This window comes from Mesorhizobium sp. WSM4906 (assembly GCF_029674625.1).
In the GTDB taxonomy this organism is placed as follows: Bacteria; Pseudomonadota; Alphaproteobacteria; order Rhizobiales; family Rhizobiaceae; genus Mesorhizobium.
The window spans coordinates 2,483,626-2,502,236 of the sequence record NZ_CP121355.1; the positions used below are offsets into that span (position 1 = coordinate 2,483,626).

Genomic DNA, 18,611 nt, shown 5'->3' on the forward strand with positions numbered 1-18,611 from the left:
ACGGCAGCTTCCATCCCGCGCATACCGGCGAGCCGCTCCGTTGCCTGCCAGAAACGAACCGCAAGTCTACGCCCGCCGGCTTCGGGCGGTGCTGATCAATTCGATCCCCGTGCTCGAGGCGCGCGGCATCGTCATCGTGCTTATGGCCGGTGCCGTCGGTGTGATCGCGGGCGCGCTGGTCACCGGCATGAGCGCGCTGGTGCAAGGCATGCACTTCCTGCTCTTCGACGTGCAGCCGGGGGGCCGGCTTTCGGCGATGTTTTCGCTGGCCAATCCGGTGCAGGCGATGTTTCCGGCGATCGGCGGCCTGCTGCTCGGCCTTTCGGTGATCTGGCTGAGAAGGCGAAAGTTCCGAACGCCAGTCGACCCGATCGAGGCCAATGCGCTCTATGGCGGGCGCATGTCGCTCACCGACACTTTCATCATCGTCGCCCAGACCATGATCTCAAGCGGCTTCGGCGCCTCGGTCGGGCTCGAAGCCGGCTACACGCAGATCGGTTCGGGCATCGCCTCGCGGCTGGCGCGCGCCTTTCGGCTACGCCGCAACGACGTTCGCATCTTGGTCGGCTGCGGCGCCGCCGGCGCCATCGCGGCCGCCTTCGACGCACCGCTGACCGGCGCGTTCTACGGCTTCGAACTGGTCATCGGCATCTACTCCGTCGCCAATGTCGCGCCGGTCATGACGGCGGCGATCGCCGCCTCGCTGACGGCGGAGGTGTTCGGCGGCGTGCCGTTTCCGCTGGAACTTTCCGGCCTGCCGACACTGACCGCCAGCCAGTATGTGCCGTTCCTGCTGCTCGGCCTGCTCGGCGGGGCAGCCTCGATCGCCATCATGCATCTGGTGAGCATCGTCGAACGCCTCTTCGCGCGGCTGGCGATCGATGCCTCGGTCCGGCCTTTCATCGGCGGCGTGATTGTGGGGCTGCTGGGGCTGGTCACGCCGCAGGTTCTGTCCAGCGGGCATGGCGCGCTGCATCGCGAGTTCGCGATGAACTACGCGCTTCCCGTGGTGGCGAGCGTCTTCGTGATGAAACTTGCTGCCTCCGCCATCTCGCTCGGCTCCGGTTTCCGCGGCGGCCTGTTCTTCGCTTCGCTGTTCCTGGGCGCGCTGCTCGGCAAGGTCTTTGCCGGGGTCATGGCGCTCGCCACGCCGTCAACGGGCCTCGATCCGGCGGTCGCCGCCGTCGTCGGCATGACCTCGCTCGCCGTCGGTGTCGTCGGCGGTCCGCTGACCATGACCTTCCTGGCGCTGGAATCCACCGGCGATCTCACCCTGACAGGGGTGGTCCTGGCGGCTTCGATCATGTCGGCGATCCTGGTGCGCGAAACCTTCGGCTACTCCTTCTCGACCTGGCGCTTCCATCTGCGCGGCGAGACGATCCGCAGCGCCCATGACGTCGGCTGGATGCGCAGCCTCACCGTCGGCTCGATGATGCGCAAGGACGTCCGCACCATCGATGCCTCGACGACACTGGCCGAGTTCCGCAAGGAGGTTCCACTCGGCTCGGGGCAACGCGTCATCGCCGTCGGAGAGGGCCAGCATTATGTCGGCGTGCTGCTCGTTCCCGAACTGCACAGCGATCTTTCCGATGGCGAGACTCCGGTCCGGTCGCTGGCCCAGTTCAAGGATGCCGTGCTGGTGCCGTCGATGAATGTCCAGTCCGCCGCCGAGACTTTTCAGCGCGCCGGCGCGGAAGAGCTGGCGGTCGTGGAGGATTTCGACGACCGCACCGTTCTCGGCCTGCTTACCGAAAGCCATCTGATGCGGCGCTACGCCGAAGAGCTCGACAAGGCGCGGCGGGATCTCTCCGGCGAGGGGTAGTCAGACGACAGCACCGCCGACACGACGCTCACCTGAACCTATTCTCACCGCTCCCTGGAAATCATTCCATGCAAGTCAAGCGCAACGGCGACATCTCGTTCTGGTATGCTGATCTGGGCGCGGTTCCCGCGCCGCGTCCGCCCTTGCCCGGCGACATCGAAGCGGATGTCGCGATCGTCGGCGCCGGCTATACAGGGCTTTGGACCGCCTATTATCTGAAGAAGGCGAAACCCTCGCTCCGCATCGTGCTCCTCGAACGCGAGTTCGCCGGCTTCGGCGCCTCGGGCCGCAATGGCGGCTGGTTGTCGGGCGGCTTCGGCTGGTCGCGCGAAAAATATCTCAAGACCTCGACCAGGCAAGGCGTGACGGCCATGCAGAAGGCGATGGCGGGCTGTGTGGACGAAGTGATCCGCGTGGCCACGGAGGAGGGTATAGATGCCGACATCCGTCGCGTCGACAATCTGACGGTCGCCACCAATCCGGCGCAGCGCGAACGCGTGCGCGAGGAATGCGAGACGATCCGCTCCTGGGACGCCGACCCCGATCGCATCGAACTGCTCGACGCCGCGGCGACACGCGCGCGCATCAACATCAAGAATGTCATGGGCGGCTTCGTCATCCACGGCCAGGCGCGCGTACAGCCGGCCAAGCTGGTGCGCGGGCTTGCGGAAGCGGTCGAGCGGCTCGGCGCGCCGATCTACGAGAAGACCACCGTGACCTCCATCGCCAAGGGCCGCGTGACCACCGACCGTGGCACGGTGCGGGCCGAAACGATCATCCGCGCGACGGAAGGATTCACCGCCGGCATCCCTGGCGAAGAGCGGACCTGGCTGGCGCTCAACAGCGCGCAGATCGTCACCGAGCCGCTATCGCCGGAACTCTGGCGCGAGATCGGTTGGGAAGCGCACGAGCTGCTCGGCAATGCGGCGCATGCCTATTGCTACGCCCAGCGTACGCGCGAGGGGCGCATCACCATGGGCGGACGCGGCGTGCCTTACCGCTACGGCTCGCGCACCGACGTCAACGGCCAGACGCAGCAGGCGACGATCGACCAGTTGCACACGATCCTGACGACGCTGTTGCCGCAGACGGCCGGATGCCGCATCGACCACGCCTGGTGCGGCGTGCTCGGCGTGCCGCGCGACTGGTGCACGACGGTCGGCCTCGACCCCAGGACGCGCATCGGCTGGGCGGGCGGCTATGTCGGTCTCGGCGTGTCGAGCTCCAATCTCTCAGGGCGCACGCTCGCCGACCTGATCCTCGGCCAAGACACCGAGCTGACGCGGCTGCCCTGGGTCAACCGCAAGGTGCGGCCCTGGGAGCCGGAGCCATTCCGTTGGCTGGGTGTCCACTCGATGTATCAGCTCTACCGCATCGCCGATAACCGCGAGGCTGCGGGGCTTGCTCATACCTCGAAGCTGGCCGCCCTTGCCGACAGCATCACGGGCCACTGATCGGCCAGAGGATCAGTGATCGATTGGGCCTTTCGGCGAGACAAGCGTTGTGCCCGCGGTGGTTGGACGCTCGATCATGCGGCGCACGCGCGGCGGGTTCTCGCCGCTGTGCAGAGCGCGGATGCGCTCGCCAACCACGGCGTCGGCATGGGTAGCGCGCCTGTTGTGGCGGATGTACTCGACCCAGGTCGGCGTGTGGTAGTGCTCTATCCAGATGCCAGGATTTTCGAGATCGCGGGCGAGCGTCCAGTTGCGGGCGCCGTCGCGGCGGCGGATGCGGCCGCGCTCGGCCATGGTGGCGAGGAATTCCGGAACATCCTCCTCGCGGATGATGTATTCGATCATGATGGCGATCGGGCCGCTGCGCGGCTTCAAATCGAGCGCCAGCATCGGCTCCTTGAACCGGTTGAGCGGATCGAGATTGAGGGCGGTCTGCTGCGGCAGCGGCAGGACGAAGCCGATGGCGCCGCCCGCCAGCATCGCGATCGCCGCGACCGTCAAGGCGGTCTCCGCGCCATGGGCGTCGGCGACGACGCCCCAGATCCAGCTGCCCAGCGCAATGCCGCCGAACGTCGCCGTCTGGTAGATCGACAGCACGCGGCCGACCACCCAGCGCGGCGTCGACATCTGCACCGTGACGTTGAAATGCGAGAGCGCGATCACCCAGCAGGCGCCGCCGACGAGCAGGCCGGCCGACGCCTGCCAGGCATTGTGGCTGACGGCGGCATTGAAGGCACAAAGCGCGAAACCGGCGAAGGCGGCGCGCACCATCGTCTCGCTGGACAGCAATTGCCGCAGCCGCACGCTGATCAGCGCGCCGCCGACCGCGCCGATGCCGAAGGCGCCGAGCATGATGCCGTAGGTCAGCGCGTCGCCCTTGACGACGTCGCGCGCCACCAGCGGCAGGAGCGCCAGCACCGCGCCGGCGCTGAAGCCGAAGGCGAAACCCCGAACCAGCACCTTGGCGATATTGGGCGACATGGCGACGTAGCGCAGGCCGGCACCCATCGCCGCGCCGAGCGCCTCGCGCGGCAGGGTCGGCGCCGGCACCTCCGGCCTCCAGCGGAACAGCACGACGATCAGGCCGATATAGCTGATGGCGTTGGCGGCGAAGGCCGCCGCCGCGCCTGCGGCAGCGACGATGATGCCGCCGATCGCAGGGCCAACGCTGCGTGTGATGTTGAAGCCCATCGAGTTGAGCGCGATCGCCGCCGGCACCTTGGCGCGCGGCACCATGTCGCCGACCGAGGCCTGCCATGACGGGCTGTTCAGCGCCGTTCCGCTGTCGATCAGGAAGGTGAAGGCCAGCAGCGTCCACGGCGTCATCCAGCCGAACCAGGTGAACACCGTGAGCAGCGCCGAGACGACCAGCATGAAGGTCTGGGCCACCAGCATGACCTTACGGCGGTTGAAGCTGTCGGCGATGGCGCCGGCAATGAGCGCGAACAGCATGATCGGCAAGGTGGTCGAGGCCTGGACAAGCGCCACCTGGTATGAAGAAGTGGCGATGGTGGTCATCATCCAGGCGGCGCCCACGCCCTGGATCAGGCCGCCGAAATTCGACACCAGGCTTGCCGACCAGACGGCACGGAAGATGCCGTGCCGGAACGGCGCCAGCGCCGAAACGCGTTCGCTTTCCGGCTCGTCGTCGATCATTACCGCTGTCCCGCCTTCATCTGCCGTGTTGCATTTCGCCGCGCGCCAGGACCGCGCCGACGACTCGCCAAAGGATCGCGGTCCAACAACAGTAAGGCAAAGGCGAAAATGCGTCGGCGAAGCTTTAAGCCAAGCATCTTGCCGGTCTGGACCAAACTTTTGCTGCTTCGCGCGGGCAGGCTGCCCGCAGCCGTTGGTCAGAATCCGTGCTCGATGCGCTCGAAGATGACGTTGGTGAAGGCCGAGATCTGGCTGCCGATGAACGGCCCGGTAAGCGCCACCACCAGCATGATGGCGACGATCTTGGGCACGAAGGTGAGCGTGATTTCCTGGATCTGGGTCAGCGCCTGGATCAGCGCGATACCGATGCCGACCGCCATCGCCACCAGCACCACGGGGGCGGAGGCGGTGAGCACGGTCCACACCGCGTATTGGACGATATCGAGGGCGTCGGCCTCGTTCATGGGCAGACCCTTATAGAACCGGCCAAAGCAGATCGCGTGAAAAAGGATTCACGCGGTCTGCCTTGGGTTTCTTGATTTTGAGTATGTCTTTCGTTCCGAACCCGGATTCACTTTCGGGAGACATGCTTCAGGCGGCCGGCTTGATCGAGACACCTGCGCCGACGGGGACTTCAGTGCCGTCCTGCAGCACGGCGATCAGGCCGCTGCTGGCGAGCTTCACCGAAGCCACGGTTCCCGTGGTCTTGCCGTCGGCGGATGTGATCGAGCGGCCGATCAGCGCGTCGGCCTGCGACAGCGCCGAGGACTGCATGATCTGGTCGAGCTTGCTGTTGGTCTGAACTGATTGCTCGACCTGCGAAAAGGTCGCGAGCTGGGCGACGTATTGCGTGGAATCCATCGGCTTGGTCGGATCCTGGTTCTTCATCTCGGCGATCAGAAGCTTCAGGAACGACTGGTAGTCGACGGCGGTCTTCGATGTCTGCTGGCTGGCCTGGTTGGCGCCAACGGGGATCGTCGTTGTCATATCCACGGCCATCTTATGCTCCCACAGCCAGCGCGCGCGGCGCTTCCGGAATGTCGTCATAGCCGCCAAGCGCCTGGCGCTCGAGCGGGTAGAGCGCGCGTATCGCCTTCAGCGCATCGTAGATGTGATCCTCGCCGACCATGCGGTCGATCTGCTTCAGCGCGTTGCAGATGTCCTGATTGTCGAAGCTTGCAATCAGCATCGGCAGCGAGCGGCGGAACATGTCGCGCGCCTCGGAGGCGCCCAACGGATTGATCAGCATGATCTGCACGATGAAGTAGAGCTGCCTTAGCGGCGTCGAGGCCTGCTCAGCCTGGATAACGTGGCTTTCCAGAAGGAACTGGACGTCGTTCATCAGCTCGATCGTGACCTTGCGGTCGACGCGGATGACGGCGCCGTTGATGTAGATCTTCTCGTTCGGCTTCAGCGAGATCTTCAGCGTGTTGGTCATTGGATGCCATCTCTGATGATCTGGGAGACCTCGATCAATCCTTCGAAATTGTTGGCGCGGCCCTGCCGGATGTCCTCCGTTTCGCGCAACAGCCACAAGCCGATCGAGATCAGGTTGGCCCGCAGTTCCTTGGGCAGCGCATTGTCGCTGGAGCCGAGATCCTCGACGAAGGTGGTCCAGACGCGGTTGGTGAAGTGCAGCGCCTCGACCGCTTCCATCGACTCCGGCCCGACGGCGGCCGCCGCGGACAGCATGTCGATCGAACGGGTGAGCAACTGCCGCTCCCGATCCTTGGCGTCGGCGACGGAGTCGGTCTGGATGTCGGCGTAGGAGAATTGATACATCGTCGAAGCTCTGCCGTTCCGGTTCATGTGTTCAAGTGAGATAGTTCAGCAGGCTGAGCTGCTGCAGGCGCGCGGTCAAGGCGAAGGACGTTTCGATATGCTGGGTCAGATCGGCCACTCGGGTGGCGGCCTCCGCGGGGTCGACGCCCTCGAGGTCGACGATATGCTTCTCGAAGAGATCGACCTGGGTCTTCATGCGGTCGCTGGCATCGGACACGCGCTTCTGGGCAAGGCCGACGTCGGAGCGGACCTGGACTAGGCCGCCGATGGCTTCGCCGACCAGCCCCTGCGCACGGGTGATGATCGTGTTCCGAGCGGCTTCGCTGATGTTGCCGGTAACGAGCGTGCTGACCATGGCGGCCGCCATGGCGAGCTTGCGGATGCCCTGTTCGTTGGCGCTGACGGAGGTCTGCGTGGTCTCGTTCAGCGAAATGCGGCTGGTGATCTGGTCGTCGGTGGCGCTCGACCAGTTGGCCTGCCAGCCGGAACCCAGGAACTGCGGCTCGACCTGAGTGGTGATGAAGTCGTCCATCTGGGCCGCAGTGATGTTGGCGGCTGCCGGGTCGCTCTGGGTGAAGCCGAAATAACTGGTGAAGGCCGCGTCGAACGCTGCCTTGGCGGGCGAGCCGGCGGCGCTGAAATCGTCGATCGGCTTGACGTCGGTGTTGGTGCCGGCAAACAGATACTCGCCGTTGACGCTGGTGTTGAGAATGCCCGTCATCTGCTGCAGCGCCGAGGTGCCTGCAGTCCGCAGCACGCTGGTCGAGGAGTCGCCCGACACGCCCGTGGTCAGCGCGGACAGGAAGTTCTGCGCGACATCGGAGAGCTGGCCGAGCGAGTCCTGGGTCGATGTCAGCCGGGCGCCGACCAGCGCGTTGGAATCGACGATACCGTTCAGCCGGTCGAGGTCGCGCTGGAAGGTGACGGCCTGGGTCGTGCGGCCGCCAAGCGCCAGACCGACATCCGCGACCTGGCCTGTCTGGGATTCCTTCGTCGCTTTGACGAGGTCGGCCTGCATGCGCATCTGCTGATAGCGCAGGGCGTTGGAGATCGCGGCTGAGGAAACGGCCGTGGCTTTCATGGATTATCCCACCGCGCTCAAGAGGGAGTCCAGCATGTCGCTGACGGTCTTCATCATGCGCGCGGACGCCTGATAGGTATGCTCGAGGTCGAGAAGCAGCGACATTTCCTGATCGACATTGACGCCGGTATCGTTCGACAGCGCTTCGGCGGTACGCGTGGCCAGCGCCTCCTTGGCGTCGGCATTGGTCGACGCCTGCTGGCGCACGCCTTCGAACCAGCCGATGGCGTTGGCGGCATAGTCCGAGACGCTGGAGCTGACGGTGATGCCGGCCGACGTGTCGAAGGCCATCGGCTGATCGAGCCGGTTGCCGTAGGCAATCAAAAGGTCCGAGTAGGAAGCGCCGCCGGTGTTCGAAATATAGGCCGCGCCGTTGGCGCCGCCATCGCGCAGCAGCGACGGGTTGCCGCCGGCGCTCGGATCAAACGCGGCATTGACGCTGATCGAGCCGGCCAGACCGTTGACCAGGGTGCCGGCGGCGGGAATGGCGGGGGCGCCGGACCAGGTGAACAGGCCCGTCGCGTTGGGCTGCGAAGGCGACGTCTCGGCAAAGGCCGTAATCAGGCCGCGCGCGATCTCGTCGAGCTGGCTCTGCATGGTCGCAGCGACGTCGTCGCGCAGCTTCAGCATGCCGGCGAGCTTGCCGTCGGCGGTGGCGCTGTCGCCGGTGCCTGCCGAAAGCGGCACATTGTCGATGTAGATCGTGTTGCCGGGCGTGCCGGCGGTGTAGCCGGCCGAAGGCGTGAAGGTCACCGACCGCGGCACCGTCTCGAACAGCGTCGTGCCGTCCTTGGTGGTGATGACCATGTCGTTGTCGCCGCGCGTGAAAGTCGAGACGGGGACATATTCGGCGATCTTCTTCAGAAGCGCGTCGCGCTGGTCGAGCGCGTCGGACACATCCGTGCCCGAGCGCGTGCCCGAGATGACGGCCTTGTTGGCGTCCTGGAATTGGCTGAGCAGCGAGTTGAGGTCGTCGACCGCGGTGGCGATCTGGCCATCGGTCTGGGTGCGGAAGTCCTGGATCGCCGTGGTGCCGCCATTGAGCGAATTCACCACCTGCTTGGCGGCATCGATGACGCTGGTGGCGAGGGTCTGGTTCGACGGCGTCGTGGCGTAGAGCTGCAGCTGCTGCTGCAGGTTGGCGATCGCGGTCGACGGGGACGACGCGTTATCGACGCCGTTGACCGAGAGGTCGAGCTGATCCATGCCGCTGTAAAGCGCGCTCTGGCCGCTCCATGCCGACAGCGCGGAAAGGTTCTGCCGGAACAGAAGGTCGTTCGCGGCGCGCTGTATCTCCACCGATCGCGCGCCGGGCGCCGTGCTGGTGACGACGGCGACGCGACGGGCATAATCCGGGTTGGATGCGTCGGCCACGTTGCGCGACACGACGCTGGTTTGCTTGGATGTGGCCAGGAGCGCCGACTGGGCGATGCTCAATGCGGTAGAAAGGGACATGCGGGTCTTTCACGGGCTGGCGCCCGATGGGTTATCTCTTCAGGTTGACGAGGACGTCCATGAGGTCGGAACCGGTCTGGAAGACTTTCGAATTGGCGGTGTAGCTGCGCTGCGCCGCGATCATGTTGGTCAGTTCCTCGGCGATGTCGACGTTGGAATTTTCGAGCGCGCCGGAAACGACCGAACCGAGTTTTCCTTCATTGGCAAAGCCGATGCGAACGGCGCCGGAGTCGGCGCTCTGCACATAGACGTTGCCCGGCATCGCAGTGAGGTTGTCGGGGCTCTGAACGTCGGCCAGCGGTATCTTGTAGAGCGGCTTGGTAGTGCCGTCCTGGTACTGCGCGTAGATGACGCCGTCCTGGCTGATCTGGATCTTCTCGATCGTGCTGGGCGGGTTGCCGTTGACCTTGGCGTCGGAGACCGTGAAACCGGTGCCGAGCTGGGTCAGCTTGGAGAGATTGAGGTTGAGGGTCGAGCCGTTCGGCACGGTAAAGGAGATGCCCGTGGTCGCGCCGGTCAGCTTGCCTGTGGTGGTGTCGAAGGTGAGATTGGCCGTACCCAGCGCGCCGCCCGTATATGGGAAGGAGGTGCCGGGGGTCGCCTTCGACTGGTCGAAGACCGAGACCTGCCAAGTGCCCGAACCGGTGTTGGTGAAATAGACGTCGAGCAGCACCTTGTTGCCGAGATTGTCATAGGCGACCAGCGAAGACTTCGAGGTGTATTCGGCGGTCGCGCTGTTGGTGGAGGGCAGGCTGCCGGCCGCGACCGGAGTGGCGCCCGCCGGCAGGTTGCCGGTGAAATTGCCTTCCGTGCTCGGCGTCGCCGTCATCTCCTGATCGGAGATCTGCACCGGCACCAGGCCCTCGAAGCCGTTCGCGGTCGCGGCCGGATCGCCGTTGGCGTAGCTGTAAGCCATCAGCTGGTAGCCGGCGGCATTGACCAGCCGACCCTGGGCGTCCGGAACGAAGGCGCCGGCGCGAGTGAGGTAAGGGGTGCCGCTCGGGTCCTGCACGACGAAGAAGCCGTCGCCGTTGACGGCGAGGTCCGATACCGAGGTGGTGTATTGCAAGACGCCCTGCGAGCTGACGGCGGAACGGATCGTCGTCGTGACGCCGCCCGAATTGTAGGCGCCGCCCGTGCTCGGCATGATGAGCGTCGAGAACTCGGCGGAGGAACGCTTGTAGCCGGTGGTGTCGGAGTTCGCGATGTTGTCGGCCACCGTGGACAAGCGGTTGGCCTGCGCGTTCATACCGGAGACGCCGGTCCGCATCATTCCGTAGAGGCTCATCGATACATCTCCTCGGCGCCCTTCTGAGAGGCCATAAAACTAAGCCCCATGTCTTGCGCGAGGCTGGCGCGGGACGTCGCGGCGGCAGCCATCAGAACACCAGCCGGTAGCCGAGGAACCTCTTGGAATCGATCGGGTCATGGCCAAGCTTCCCGCGCAGTTTCTTGCGCAGCTTCGAGATGTGGCTCTCCACCACGTTCTCCTCGACCTCCTCGTCGAAGATGCCGTAGATGGCGTTGAACACCTGCGTCTTGGTCACGCGCCGGCCACGGTTGCTGGCCAGATATTCCAGGATGCGCCGCTCGCGACGCGGCAGCGGCAGCGGCTCGCCGTCGATCTCCGGATCGCGTCCGTCCATGAAGATGCGCATCGAGCCGACTTCGGTGTAGGCGGTCTCTTCGTGGGCGCGGCGGCGGATGGCGGTGATGCGGGCGAGAATCTCGCGGATGTGCACCGGCTTGCGGACGACGTCGTCGACGCCGCTCTCGAAAAGCCGCAGCGTGTGTTCCAGCGAATGCTGCTCGCTGAGCGCGATCACCGGCGCGCCGGTGCGGTCGCGGATCTGACGCGGCGAGATGGCGCCCTCGCGGCAATCGCCGATGAGGAAGGCCCTGACGGATCTGAGATCGGTGTCGGCGGCGGAACTCACCCACTCGCCGAACTCGCCCGGCGCGAAGCCCGCTGTCGCAACGCCCTCGCGATCGAAAAGTGAGCTATAGCCCTCAGTTACGAGCTCGCGCTCATCAACGATCACGATCATCGGACCACCCCTCCGAATCAGCTCATCTGCCCCGTGCGGAAAGCGGTACCCGGCTCGGCGAATCCTGAAAAACCGTCATTTCTTGTAGCTATTTTCTTGGGAGTTTTTTTGGGAGCCGTAATAAAGGCGGTGGCAAAGGCGCATCGGCGAAGGCAACGCGCAGCCGATATCGGGCATGGGAAACACGCCGGAAAGGGGCGGACGGCTGCGCTACTTCTGATTGCAGAAGGCGCTGGCGTCAGGCGTCCATTTGCCGAAGCCGGTGGCGACCATGTTGGCAATGACGCGGCAGACATAGATCTTTTGCGCCGGGTCGTTGTCGGGGCCGGCATGATAACGGGCGACGGCCATCGACCAGGTCATATGGCGGGCATGCAGGCTTGCCAGGAAGCGCGCCGCGTAGTCGACATTCTGGTGCGGGTCGAGCATGTCCTCGACGCTGCGGAAATGATCGCCGTGATAGCGATGATTGATCTGCATGCAGCCGAGGTCGATCAGCGTCTTGCCCTCGCGGTAGGCATTCTCGAATGTCGCCAGCGCCTCGTCACGGCTACGCGGGAAAACAGCTTTTCCTTCTATATTCAATGCGTTGGGTTGGAGGGTGCCCTTCTTCCCCGTTTCGGTAAGGCCGACCGCATAGAGGATTCCCGCCGGCACGCCGTAACGGTCGGCGGCGCGCAGGATCTCCGGCTCGCAAGGATTGGAGACGGCGCCAGCCGCGCCGGCGGCGGCCAGGCTAGATATAGATATCGTCGCCAGCGCCTTCGCGAAGAGGCGAAGCAGCGCGGCTGAATTCCTGTGCGCCATTGCCGTCGTTCCTTCCCGGTTGCTGGTCTCCGCCGGCGCTGTTGCCGCCCGAATTCCCCGGTTGGAACGAAGGCTGGTCGCGGCCTGTCGACATCGGCAGAGGGGCGTTTGCATCGGCGCGGCTGGCCGAATGAACTGCTATCGAGGGTTGCAGGATGGTGACATGGTCGACGTCGAAACCAAGACCGCGGAGCGACTTGACGATGGCGTCGCTGTCGGCGGTCAGACGGCGGTACGCCTCATGGGTTTCCGGTTTCATCTCAATCGAAAGTTGCTCGCCGGAAAGCCGCAGGCTCGCAGTCACCATGCCGAGCTCCGAAGGGTGGAGCTCGATCTTGAGGACATGTGTCGGAACGGCAACAGAAGTGGCCGTTTGAGCGGCGATCGAGGCGCTCGAGAAGGCTTGCTGGACGCCGTTGTCCGAAGCGATCGCCTCAACCAGCGCCGATGCCGTCTGGCTGACGGGATTTTGCGGCGGCGCCGGGAAACTCTGCTGGCTGACGACATCCATGCGCCCGGCGGCGGAGGACGGCTTGGCCTGATTGATCGACGCTATGGACTGCGCCGTCTGCGCTGTCCTCTGGGCGACCGTCGGTCGCCAGCCTTGCGGCGTCGCGGCGTCGGTTTCGGTCCCTTGGGTTTCAAGCGGGATGTCGTCCTTGCCGACCAATGCGGTCGCGGCCTGAAGGACGCTGGCCGGTTTCTGTCCGAAATCGGGTCCGGATTTCTCCGTCGTCATCGTCGCGCGACCGGATCGCGGCGACGGTTCGGGGTTTTCGGAATTGTCGGCCAATGTGCGTCTGCCCTGACGGATCGCCAGCTGCGAAGAGGCCGACTGACCGATGGAGGGCTGGGCCTCTGCCTCGGCGGCGGATCCGCCGCGATCGGCATTTGTCGACGTTGCGAAATGGCGGATGTCGCCCAGCGCCATCAGCAAGGGCAAGCTATCCTGGGGCTGAGCGGCATCGGACGACTGCGCCGCGGCACTGGCATCGTCCGCTGTGTTCTTGCGACCGGTGTCCGCGTTGTTCTTGGCGGTTTTGCCGGTCACCGGCTTTGTCGCGACTGTCTTGCTCTGCCCGCCCTGATCGGGCTGTGCCTGCGGCGGGCCGGCGATAGTGCGACGCGCCGGATGCGTGTCGGAGGACGCAGGCTCTGCCGACGGCTTGCCGCGCTGGGCCGACTTTTCGGCGCCATGCACCATCTCGCCGAAGTTCGAGCTTTTCTCCTTGCCGTCGACAGCCTGCCGATGTGGCTTGGTGTGGGCAGGGCCGAATCCCGGCGAGGCCTGACTGACATTGGTCATCTGGGCGCTGGTCATTTGGGGGCGGCTCCGAGCAATTGGTCAATCTGGTCGAGTTGGCGACGCGCGTTGAGCATCGCGGCGTCGGTGGGATCGTGCGGATCAAGGCCTGCCGCGGCGGCCGGCGCGGACGCGGGCAGCACAGGCGGCGTTTCGGGCTGCGTTGGAGCAGAAGCCGCCGCCTGGGCTGTGGCCTCAGCCGTCGCCGGCGAAGCCGGCGGCGCGGGAGCAGCAGCCGGCGAGTCCGCCGGCTTGGCAGCGGCCGCGACAGCCGGCTGCTCGGACGCAGCACCCTCCACCGGCGGCAAGGCTTCGGCGTCGGCCTGGCTCACAGGCTCGGCTTCAGCGGCGGGTTTCGCCGTATCGATCTTCGCTGGTTCCGCGGCCTCGGTCTCATCCTTGCTGGCCGCCGGCACGGGGGCAACGACCTCGCCGGCGACGGCTTGCGCGGCATCGAGCAAGGCGCGGTCGCTCTCCGAGAGCTTGCCGCGATCGATCTTGCCGAGCCTGGTCCGCACGTCGTCGATCGTCGCCGACGTCACCGTGGAGAGGCTCGAATAGAGCACGGCGCGCGGGTCGTCCTGGTTGCCTTTGCCGCTGCGGCCTTGCTCAGCCCGGGCCGAGGCGAAGGCGGAGAGGTCGCTCAGCCCGTCGATCGCGGCGCGGCGGGCGATGCGCAGATAGATCACCTTCTCGCGCTCGGGGTCCATCATCGACGTGATGTCGGCGAGCTTGTCCTGGCTGATCGACATATGCAGTTGAATGACGCCGGAGACGAAGGAATCGGCGAACTGGCTGGCATAGGGGGAATAGAGATAGCCCGCGACATACTGCGTCGAGGCGAGCGCGAAGCGCGCTGCGTCGCCCTGCGCCACGGCGAGGCCGACCGAGCGGCGAAGCGCCGCTTCCTCGACCAGGGTGCCGGGGCTGAGCAGGCGGGCCTCGTCCAGCAAGGTCAGCGCCGCAGCCGGTTCATCGGTAGCGAGCAGCGAACCTTTGACCAGCGCCAGGAAAGCGCCGAGGTCCGGGGGCACGCTCATCGGATCGATGGGCTTCAGGATTTCGATCGCGGCGGCCGGCCGGCCGTTCAGGTAGGCGACGATCCCCTTGGCGACGGCAAGGCTTTGCGGGTCGGTCGTCGCGCGCGAAGCCGCCGCCGCGACGGTTACGGGGTTGCCGCCGCTCATGCCGTAGACGAGCAGAGCGCGGAAATTCTTCGGATCCTTGAAATCCTCGGCATCGGCGGCGCGAAGCCTGGCATCGGTCATTTCGAGGAGCTTGGCCTGCATCGGCATCGCCGCATGATCGCCGCCGGCGATGCGGTCCTGGATCAGCTGCAGCGAACGCACCAGCTGGTAAGGCTGCAAGCCGTCGTCCTGGGCGAAAGCCGCCGCCGGTAATCCCGCGGCGAGCAGCAGCCCGACGGCCCGGCCGATGACGGTCCTGCCTCTCATCCGCCGGTCGCCATCAGGATTTCGATGCGACGGTTCGCGGCGGCCAGCGGATCGGACGGGGTCTTGGGCTGGCGGTCGGCGAAGCCGGCGACCTCGGTGATGCGGCTTTCGTCGACGCCACCGCGCACCAGCATGTAATAGGCGGAGTGGGCGCGGGCGGTGGACAGCCGCCAGTTGTCGTAGGTGTCGCTGCGGAACGGCCGCGCGTCGGTATGGCCGCTGATGGTGATGGTGCCCTTCTTCTCGTTGACGATGCGGCCGATCTTCTCCATCGCCAGCACCAGCTCGCGGCGCGGCACGGCCGAGCCGATCTCGAACATGCCGAAATCGAGTTGATCGGTGATCGAAATGACGACGCCCTTGTCGGTGGCCTCGACGGAGACGCCCTGCGCCAGCTTTTCACCCGGCGCGAAGGCCTTGGCCAGCTCCTGCTTGATTTCGGCCGCAGCCTTGAGGGCGGCGCTGCTCGGGGCCTTCTCGCCTTCCTGCGTCGCCCCGGCCTTCGTCTCCGCCTCTGCCGCTTCGGCCTTCGCGGTCCCCGGCTTCGCGGCAGCCGTCTCGGCTTTTGCGGCTTCCGACCTTTCAGCTTCCGCCTTTTCAGGCTGGGCGTTCTCGGCCTTGTTCTCCTTGCCGTCGGCTTTCCCGACTTTCGTGTCGCCCGATCCGGTTGCCACCTTGGCACCGGGTTTTTCCGGCGTCGCCAGCGGCTCGAGCGGCGCATCCAACCGCGGCGGCGCAGGCGGAACGGCCTTGACCTTCGGCACTTCGGTTTCGGCGACCCTTTCGCCGGGTTTGGCCGGATCGCCTTCGATCTTTCTGCGTTCGGCGCTGGCTTCGGCGCCAGGGGTCGCCACCTGCTGCGACCAGAAATCCGGCGCGAAGGGATCGCGATAGGATTCGCCGCCGGAAGCACCGGTCGCCGGACCGGCGTTCTGGGCGCCGCCTTCCCCCTTGGCGCTGACATTCTGCATCACGCCGGTATCGGTGGCGATCTCGGACAGCACAGCGTAGGGATCGGCAAACAGATGCTCGTCGGAAAGGTCGGATTTCTGCGAGGCCTCCTTGGTCTGCCGCCGGTCGGAAGAGCCGGCGCCGCCCTTGCCGTTCTCGCCGGCCTTGCTGGCGCCGTCCTGCGGGTTGTCGGCGGTCAGCCCGACTTTGCTCGGGCCGTCGCCGAGATCTTCCAGGCCCTTGCGGCTGGAGTTGCGGTCGATCAGCTCGACCGGATTGAAGTAGCTGGCGACCGCGGCCTTGGTCTGCTCGTTGGCGGCGTTGATCAGCCACATGACGAGGAAGAAGCACATCATCGCGGTCATGAAATCGGCGAAGGCGATCTTCCAGACGCCGCCATGATGGCCCTCGTCATGACCGTCGTGATTGCGCTTGACGATGATGATCTCGTGCCTGGCCTCACCGTGGTCGATGGCGCTCATGTCAGGACCTCCGACAGGGAAGCCGACCATTCGGCGATGCGCGTCTCGAACACGGTGTCATCGATGGTCACGGTCAGGTCGAAGCCCGGGGCTTCGGCGAAATCGAGATTGGCCGCGCGGTCCCCAAGCGCTGCCTTCAGAGGCTCGAACAGCGACAGCGGCCCACGCACGCCGATCCGCACGGCCTCGCTGTCGGCGACCGCGGCGCTGATGGTGCGGGCAAGGGCGTCGAGCGAACGCTTCTGCAGGTCGTCGCTGACGATGCCACCCAGGATGCGGGCGATGGTTGCGGCGGTGAGCTCGGCGACGCGCGCCTCCATGGCGTCGATGCGCGTCGCGACCGCCGCGCCGAGATCGCCGCCGAAGCTCTCCAGGAACGCCTTCGCCGCATCGTCGTTGGCCAGGCGCTCGGCCTCGAGCGCCGCCTCATGGGCCGCCGCGAGGCGAGCCTCGAGCGCTGCCTCCGCATCTGCCACCGCCTCGGCGATCAAGGCGCCAATATCGGCCTGCGGCGGAGATGCCTCCGGCTTGCGCTCGATGTCAGGCGCCGGCGCCTGGCCGGCACGCGGGGCGCGCGAACCGAAATCGGGCAGGAGATCGAAAAGGGCTCCGGAAGCCATGGCTTAACCCGCGGCTTCCGGCGCGGCGGCCCATTTGCGCAGGATCTGGGCGGTACGCTCTTCGTTGAGGTCGACCATGCGTGCCAGCCGTTCCTGCGGCGCCGGCCTGATCTTCTGGCGCAGATCATCGAGCGGGGTGGCGCCGGGACGGGTGCCCGGCAGGGCGCCGACCGGCGCCTCGGAAGCGATCGCGGCGACCGGCGCGTCGGGCGTTGGCAACGAGCGCTGGACATCGTCGAAGCTCGGGCCGGCGATTGCCGCGGGCTTGGCCGATGCCGTCAGCGCGGCCGCCATCGGCCGCAGCCCGAAGAAGGCGACCAGGAACACCACGACAATGAAGGCGCCGGCGTTGATCAGCGTGCCGGCGTACGTGCCGATAGAGGCGAGCATGCCAGGCTGGTCGATCGGCTCGCCATCCAGACCGTCGATGAACTCGACCGCCGAGACGTCGATGATGTCGCCGCGTTTTTCGTCGAAACCGGTGGCGGAGGCCACCATCTTCTGGATGTCTGCAACGCGCTTGGCGATCTGTTCGGGCGTGACGTCCTTGCCGAGAATGGTCTTGAGCCGATCCTGGTTGACGACGACGGCGATCGACATCTTGGTGACGGAATAGCCATTGGAGATGGTGGCGATCTTCTTGGAGTTGATCTCGTAGTTGGTGATCTCTTCCTTGCGGTCGTTCTGCGAGGAGGATTGCGGCCCCTCGGTGGTGGTCGTCTGCGTCTCGGGCAGGTTCTGCTCGACACTGGTCGGGGTCGAAGCCTGTTTCTGGTTGCTGGCCTCGTTGGTGCGCACCGACTGCACCGAACGCTCGACGCGGGATTCGGGATCGAAGATCGTCTCTTCGGTCTGGCGGGTGTCGGTGTTGACGTCGGCCTTGACGCTGGCGCGGAAATTGTCGGGGCCGAGATAGGGCGTCAGCGCCCGGCGGATGTTGTCGCCGATCTGCGCCTCGACCGTCTGCTCGACGCCAAGCGTGCGGGCGGCGCTGGTGTTGGAGGTGTCGTCGCCGGCGGCGAGCAGGTTGCCGTTGGAATCGAGCACGGTGACCTTGTCGGCCGACAGGCCGGGAACGGCGGCTGCAACCAGGTGGCGGATCGACTGCGCGCTCTTCTCGGCATCGGCGCCGGCGTAGCGGATGACGACCGAAGCCGAGGGCTGCTGCTCGTCACGGCGGAAATTGGCGCGCTCGGACATGACGATGTGAACGCGCGCCGCCTTGACGCCGGCGATCGACTGGATGGTGCGCGCGATCTCGCCTTCCAGCGCCCGCACACGGGTGATCTGCTGCATGAAGGACGTCAGGCCGAGCGAGCCGACATTGTCGAACAGCTCGTAGCCGGCGTTGGCGCTGGTCGGCAGGCCCTTTTCGGCGAGCAGCATGCGCGCCTGCGCGGTGGTGCCGGCCGGCACCAGCACCGAGGTCCCGTCCGCGCCGACATCGAAGCCGATGCCGGCTTCTCCCAGCACCAGGCCGATCTGGTTCACGTCGTTGCGGTCGAGCCCGACATAGAGCGTCTCGTAGGCCGGACGGTTGAGGTAGACCGAGGCGACGCCGATGACGGCCATGACCAGCGCGGCGATGCCGCCCATGAGAGCGAGACGCCTGACGCCGAATCCCCGCAGATTCGCGATGAGCCCCTGGATCTGTTCCGGCACGATTCAACCGCTCCCAGCATGACTGTCCGCCGGA

Annotated in this window: 17 protein-coding genes; 2 read left to right on the forward strand and 15 right to left on the reverse strand. The window is 65.9% G+C overall.

All coding sequences use genetic code 11. From position 1 onward, the window contains the following. Nucleotides 1-40 precede the first annotated feature (40 nt). The gene (locus QAZ22_RS11820; RefSeq protein ID WP_278206927.1) at nt 41-1,822 is read left to right on the forward strand and encodes a chloride channel protein; all 1,782 of its coding nucleotides are present in this window, start codon (nt 41-43) and stop codon (nt 1,820-1,822) included. A 68-nt stretch (nt 1,823-1,890) separates the two neighbouring features. Further along, entirely contained in the window at nt 1,891-3,276 is a 1,386-nt protein-coding gene (locus tag QAZ22_RS11825; RefSeq protein ID WP_278206928.1) for an FAD-binding oxidoreductase, read from the forward strand. A 12-nt stretch (nt 3,277-3,288) separates the two neighbouring features. Here QAZ22_RS11825 and QAZ22_RS11830 read toward each other — a convergent pair whose 3' ends face one another. The 15 genes from QAZ22_RS11830 to fliF all read right to left on the reverse strand — a co-directional run bounded on the left by QAZ22_RS11830 (nt 3,289) and on the right by fliF (nt 18,577). Next, the gene (locus QAZ22_RS11830; protein WP_278206929.1) at nt 3,289-4,932 is read right to left on the reverse strand and encodes an MFS transporter; all 1,644 of its coding nucleotides are present in this window, start codon (nt 4,930-4,932) and stop codon (nt 3,289-3,291) included. Between the two features lie 197 nt (nt 4,933-5,129). Continuing rightward, nucleotides 5,130-5,396 carry a flagellar biosynthesis protein FliQ gene (gene fliQ / locus QAZ22_RS11835; protein WP_027165133.1) on the reverse strand — a complete coding sequence of 89 codons (267 nt, stop codon included), beginning with the start codon at nt 5,394-5,396 and terminating at the stop codon, nt 5,130-5,132. 127 nt (nt 5,397-5,523) lie between these two features. Then, nucleotides 5,524-5,931 carry a flagellar hook assembly protein FlgD gene (gene flgD / locus QAZ22_RS11840; protein ID WP_126098093.1) on the reverse strand — a complete coding sequence of 136 codons (408 nt, stop codon included), beginning with the start codon at nt 5,929-5,931 and terminating at the stop codon, nt 5,524-5,526. Between the two features lies 1 nt (nt 5,932). Then, on the reverse strand, nt 5,933-6,370 hold the full coding sequence (gene flbT / locus QAZ22_RS11845; protein WP_278206930.1) for a flagellar biosynthesis repressor FlbT: 438 nt from the start codon (nt 6,368-6,370) through the stop codon (nt 5,933-5,935). Continuing rightward, nucleotides 6,367-6,714 carry a flagellar biosynthesis regulator FlaF gene (flaF, locus tag QAZ22_RS11850; protein ID WP_278206931.1) on the reverse strand — a complete coding sequence of 116 codons (348 nt, stop codon included), beginning with the start codon at nt 6,712-6,714 and terminating at the stop codon, nt 6,367-6,369. The genes flbT and flaF overlap by 4 nt, the downstream gene beginning before the upstream one ends. 31 nt (nt 6,715-6,745) lie before the next feature. Then, nucleotides 6,746-7,795, reverse strand: a complete 1,050-nt coding sequence (locus QAZ22_RS11855) for a flagellar hook-associated family protein (RefSeq protein ID WP_278206932.1) — start codon at nt 7,793-7,795, stop codon at nt 6,746-6,748. A 3-nt stretch (nt 7,796-7,798) separates the two neighbouring features. Further along, nucleotides 7,799-9,250, reverse strand: a complete 1,452-nt coding sequence (gene flgK / locus QAZ22_RS11860; protein WP_278206933.1) for a flagellar hook-associated protein FlgK — start codon at nt 9,248-9,250, stop codon at nt 7,799-7,801. Nucleotides 9,251-9,281: 31 nt separating this feature from the next. Then, nucleotides 9,282-10,538, reverse strand: coding sequence for a flagellar hook protein FlgE (locus QAZ22_RS11865; protein ID WP_278206934.1), 1,257 nt, complete (start codon nt 10,536-10,538; stop codon nt 9,282-9,284). Between the two features lie 91 nt (nt 10,539-10,629). Then, a complete protein-coding gene (locus tag QAZ22_RS11870; protein WP_278206935.1) occupies nt 10,630-11,298 on the reverse strand; it encodes a response regulator transcription factor in 669 nt (222 codons plus the stop codon). 210 nt (nt 11,299-11,508) lie between these two features. Further along, nucleotides 11,509-12,105, reverse strand: coding sequence for a transglycosylase SLT domain-containing protein (locus QAZ22_RS11875; protein ID WP_278206936.1), 597 nt, complete (start codon nt 12,103-12,105; stop codon nt 11,509-11,511). Then, a complete protein-coding gene (locus QAZ22_RS11880) occupies nt 12,035-13,426 on the reverse strand; it encodes a flagellar hook-length control protein FliK (protein ID WP_278206937.1) in 1,392 nt (463 codons plus the stop codon). Before QAZ22_RS11880 ends, QAZ22_RS11875 begins: the two co-directional genes overlap by 71 nt. Continuing rightward, the gene (locus tag QAZ22_RS11885; protein ID WP_278206938.1) at nt 13,423-14,862 is read right to left on the reverse strand and encodes a chemotaxis protein MotC; all 1,440 of its coding nucleotides are present in this window, start codon (nt 14,860-14,862) and stop codon (nt 13,423-13,425) included. Before QAZ22_RS11885 ends, QAZ22_RS11880 begins: the two co-directional genes overlap by 4 nt. Then, nucleotides 14,859-16,295 (reverse strand): MotB family protein, encoded by a 1,437-nt coding sequence (locus QAZ22_RS11890; protein WP_278206939.1) that lies wholly within the window; start codon nt 16,293-16,295, stop codon nt 14,859-14,861. The genes QAZ22_RS11885 and QAZ22_RS11890 overlap by 4 nt, the downstream gene beginning before the upstream one ends. Then, nucleotides 16,292-16,915, reverse strand: coding sequence for a hypothetical protein (locus QAZ22_RS11895; RefSeq protein ID WP_278206940.1), 624 nt, complete (start codon nt 16,913-16,915; stop codon nt 16,292-16,294). Before QAZ22_RS11895 ends, QAZ22_RS11890 begins: the two co-directional genes overlap by 4 nt. A 3-nt stretch (nt 16,916-16,918) precedes the next feature. After that, complete coding sequence (gene fliF / locus QAZ22_RS11900; RefSeq protein WP_278206941.1) at nt 16,919-18,577, reverse strand: flagellar basal-body MS-ring/collar protein FliF; 1,659 nt, start codon at nt 18,575-18,577, stop codon at nt 16,919-16,921. Nucleotides 18,578-18,611 lie beyond the last annotated feature (34 nt).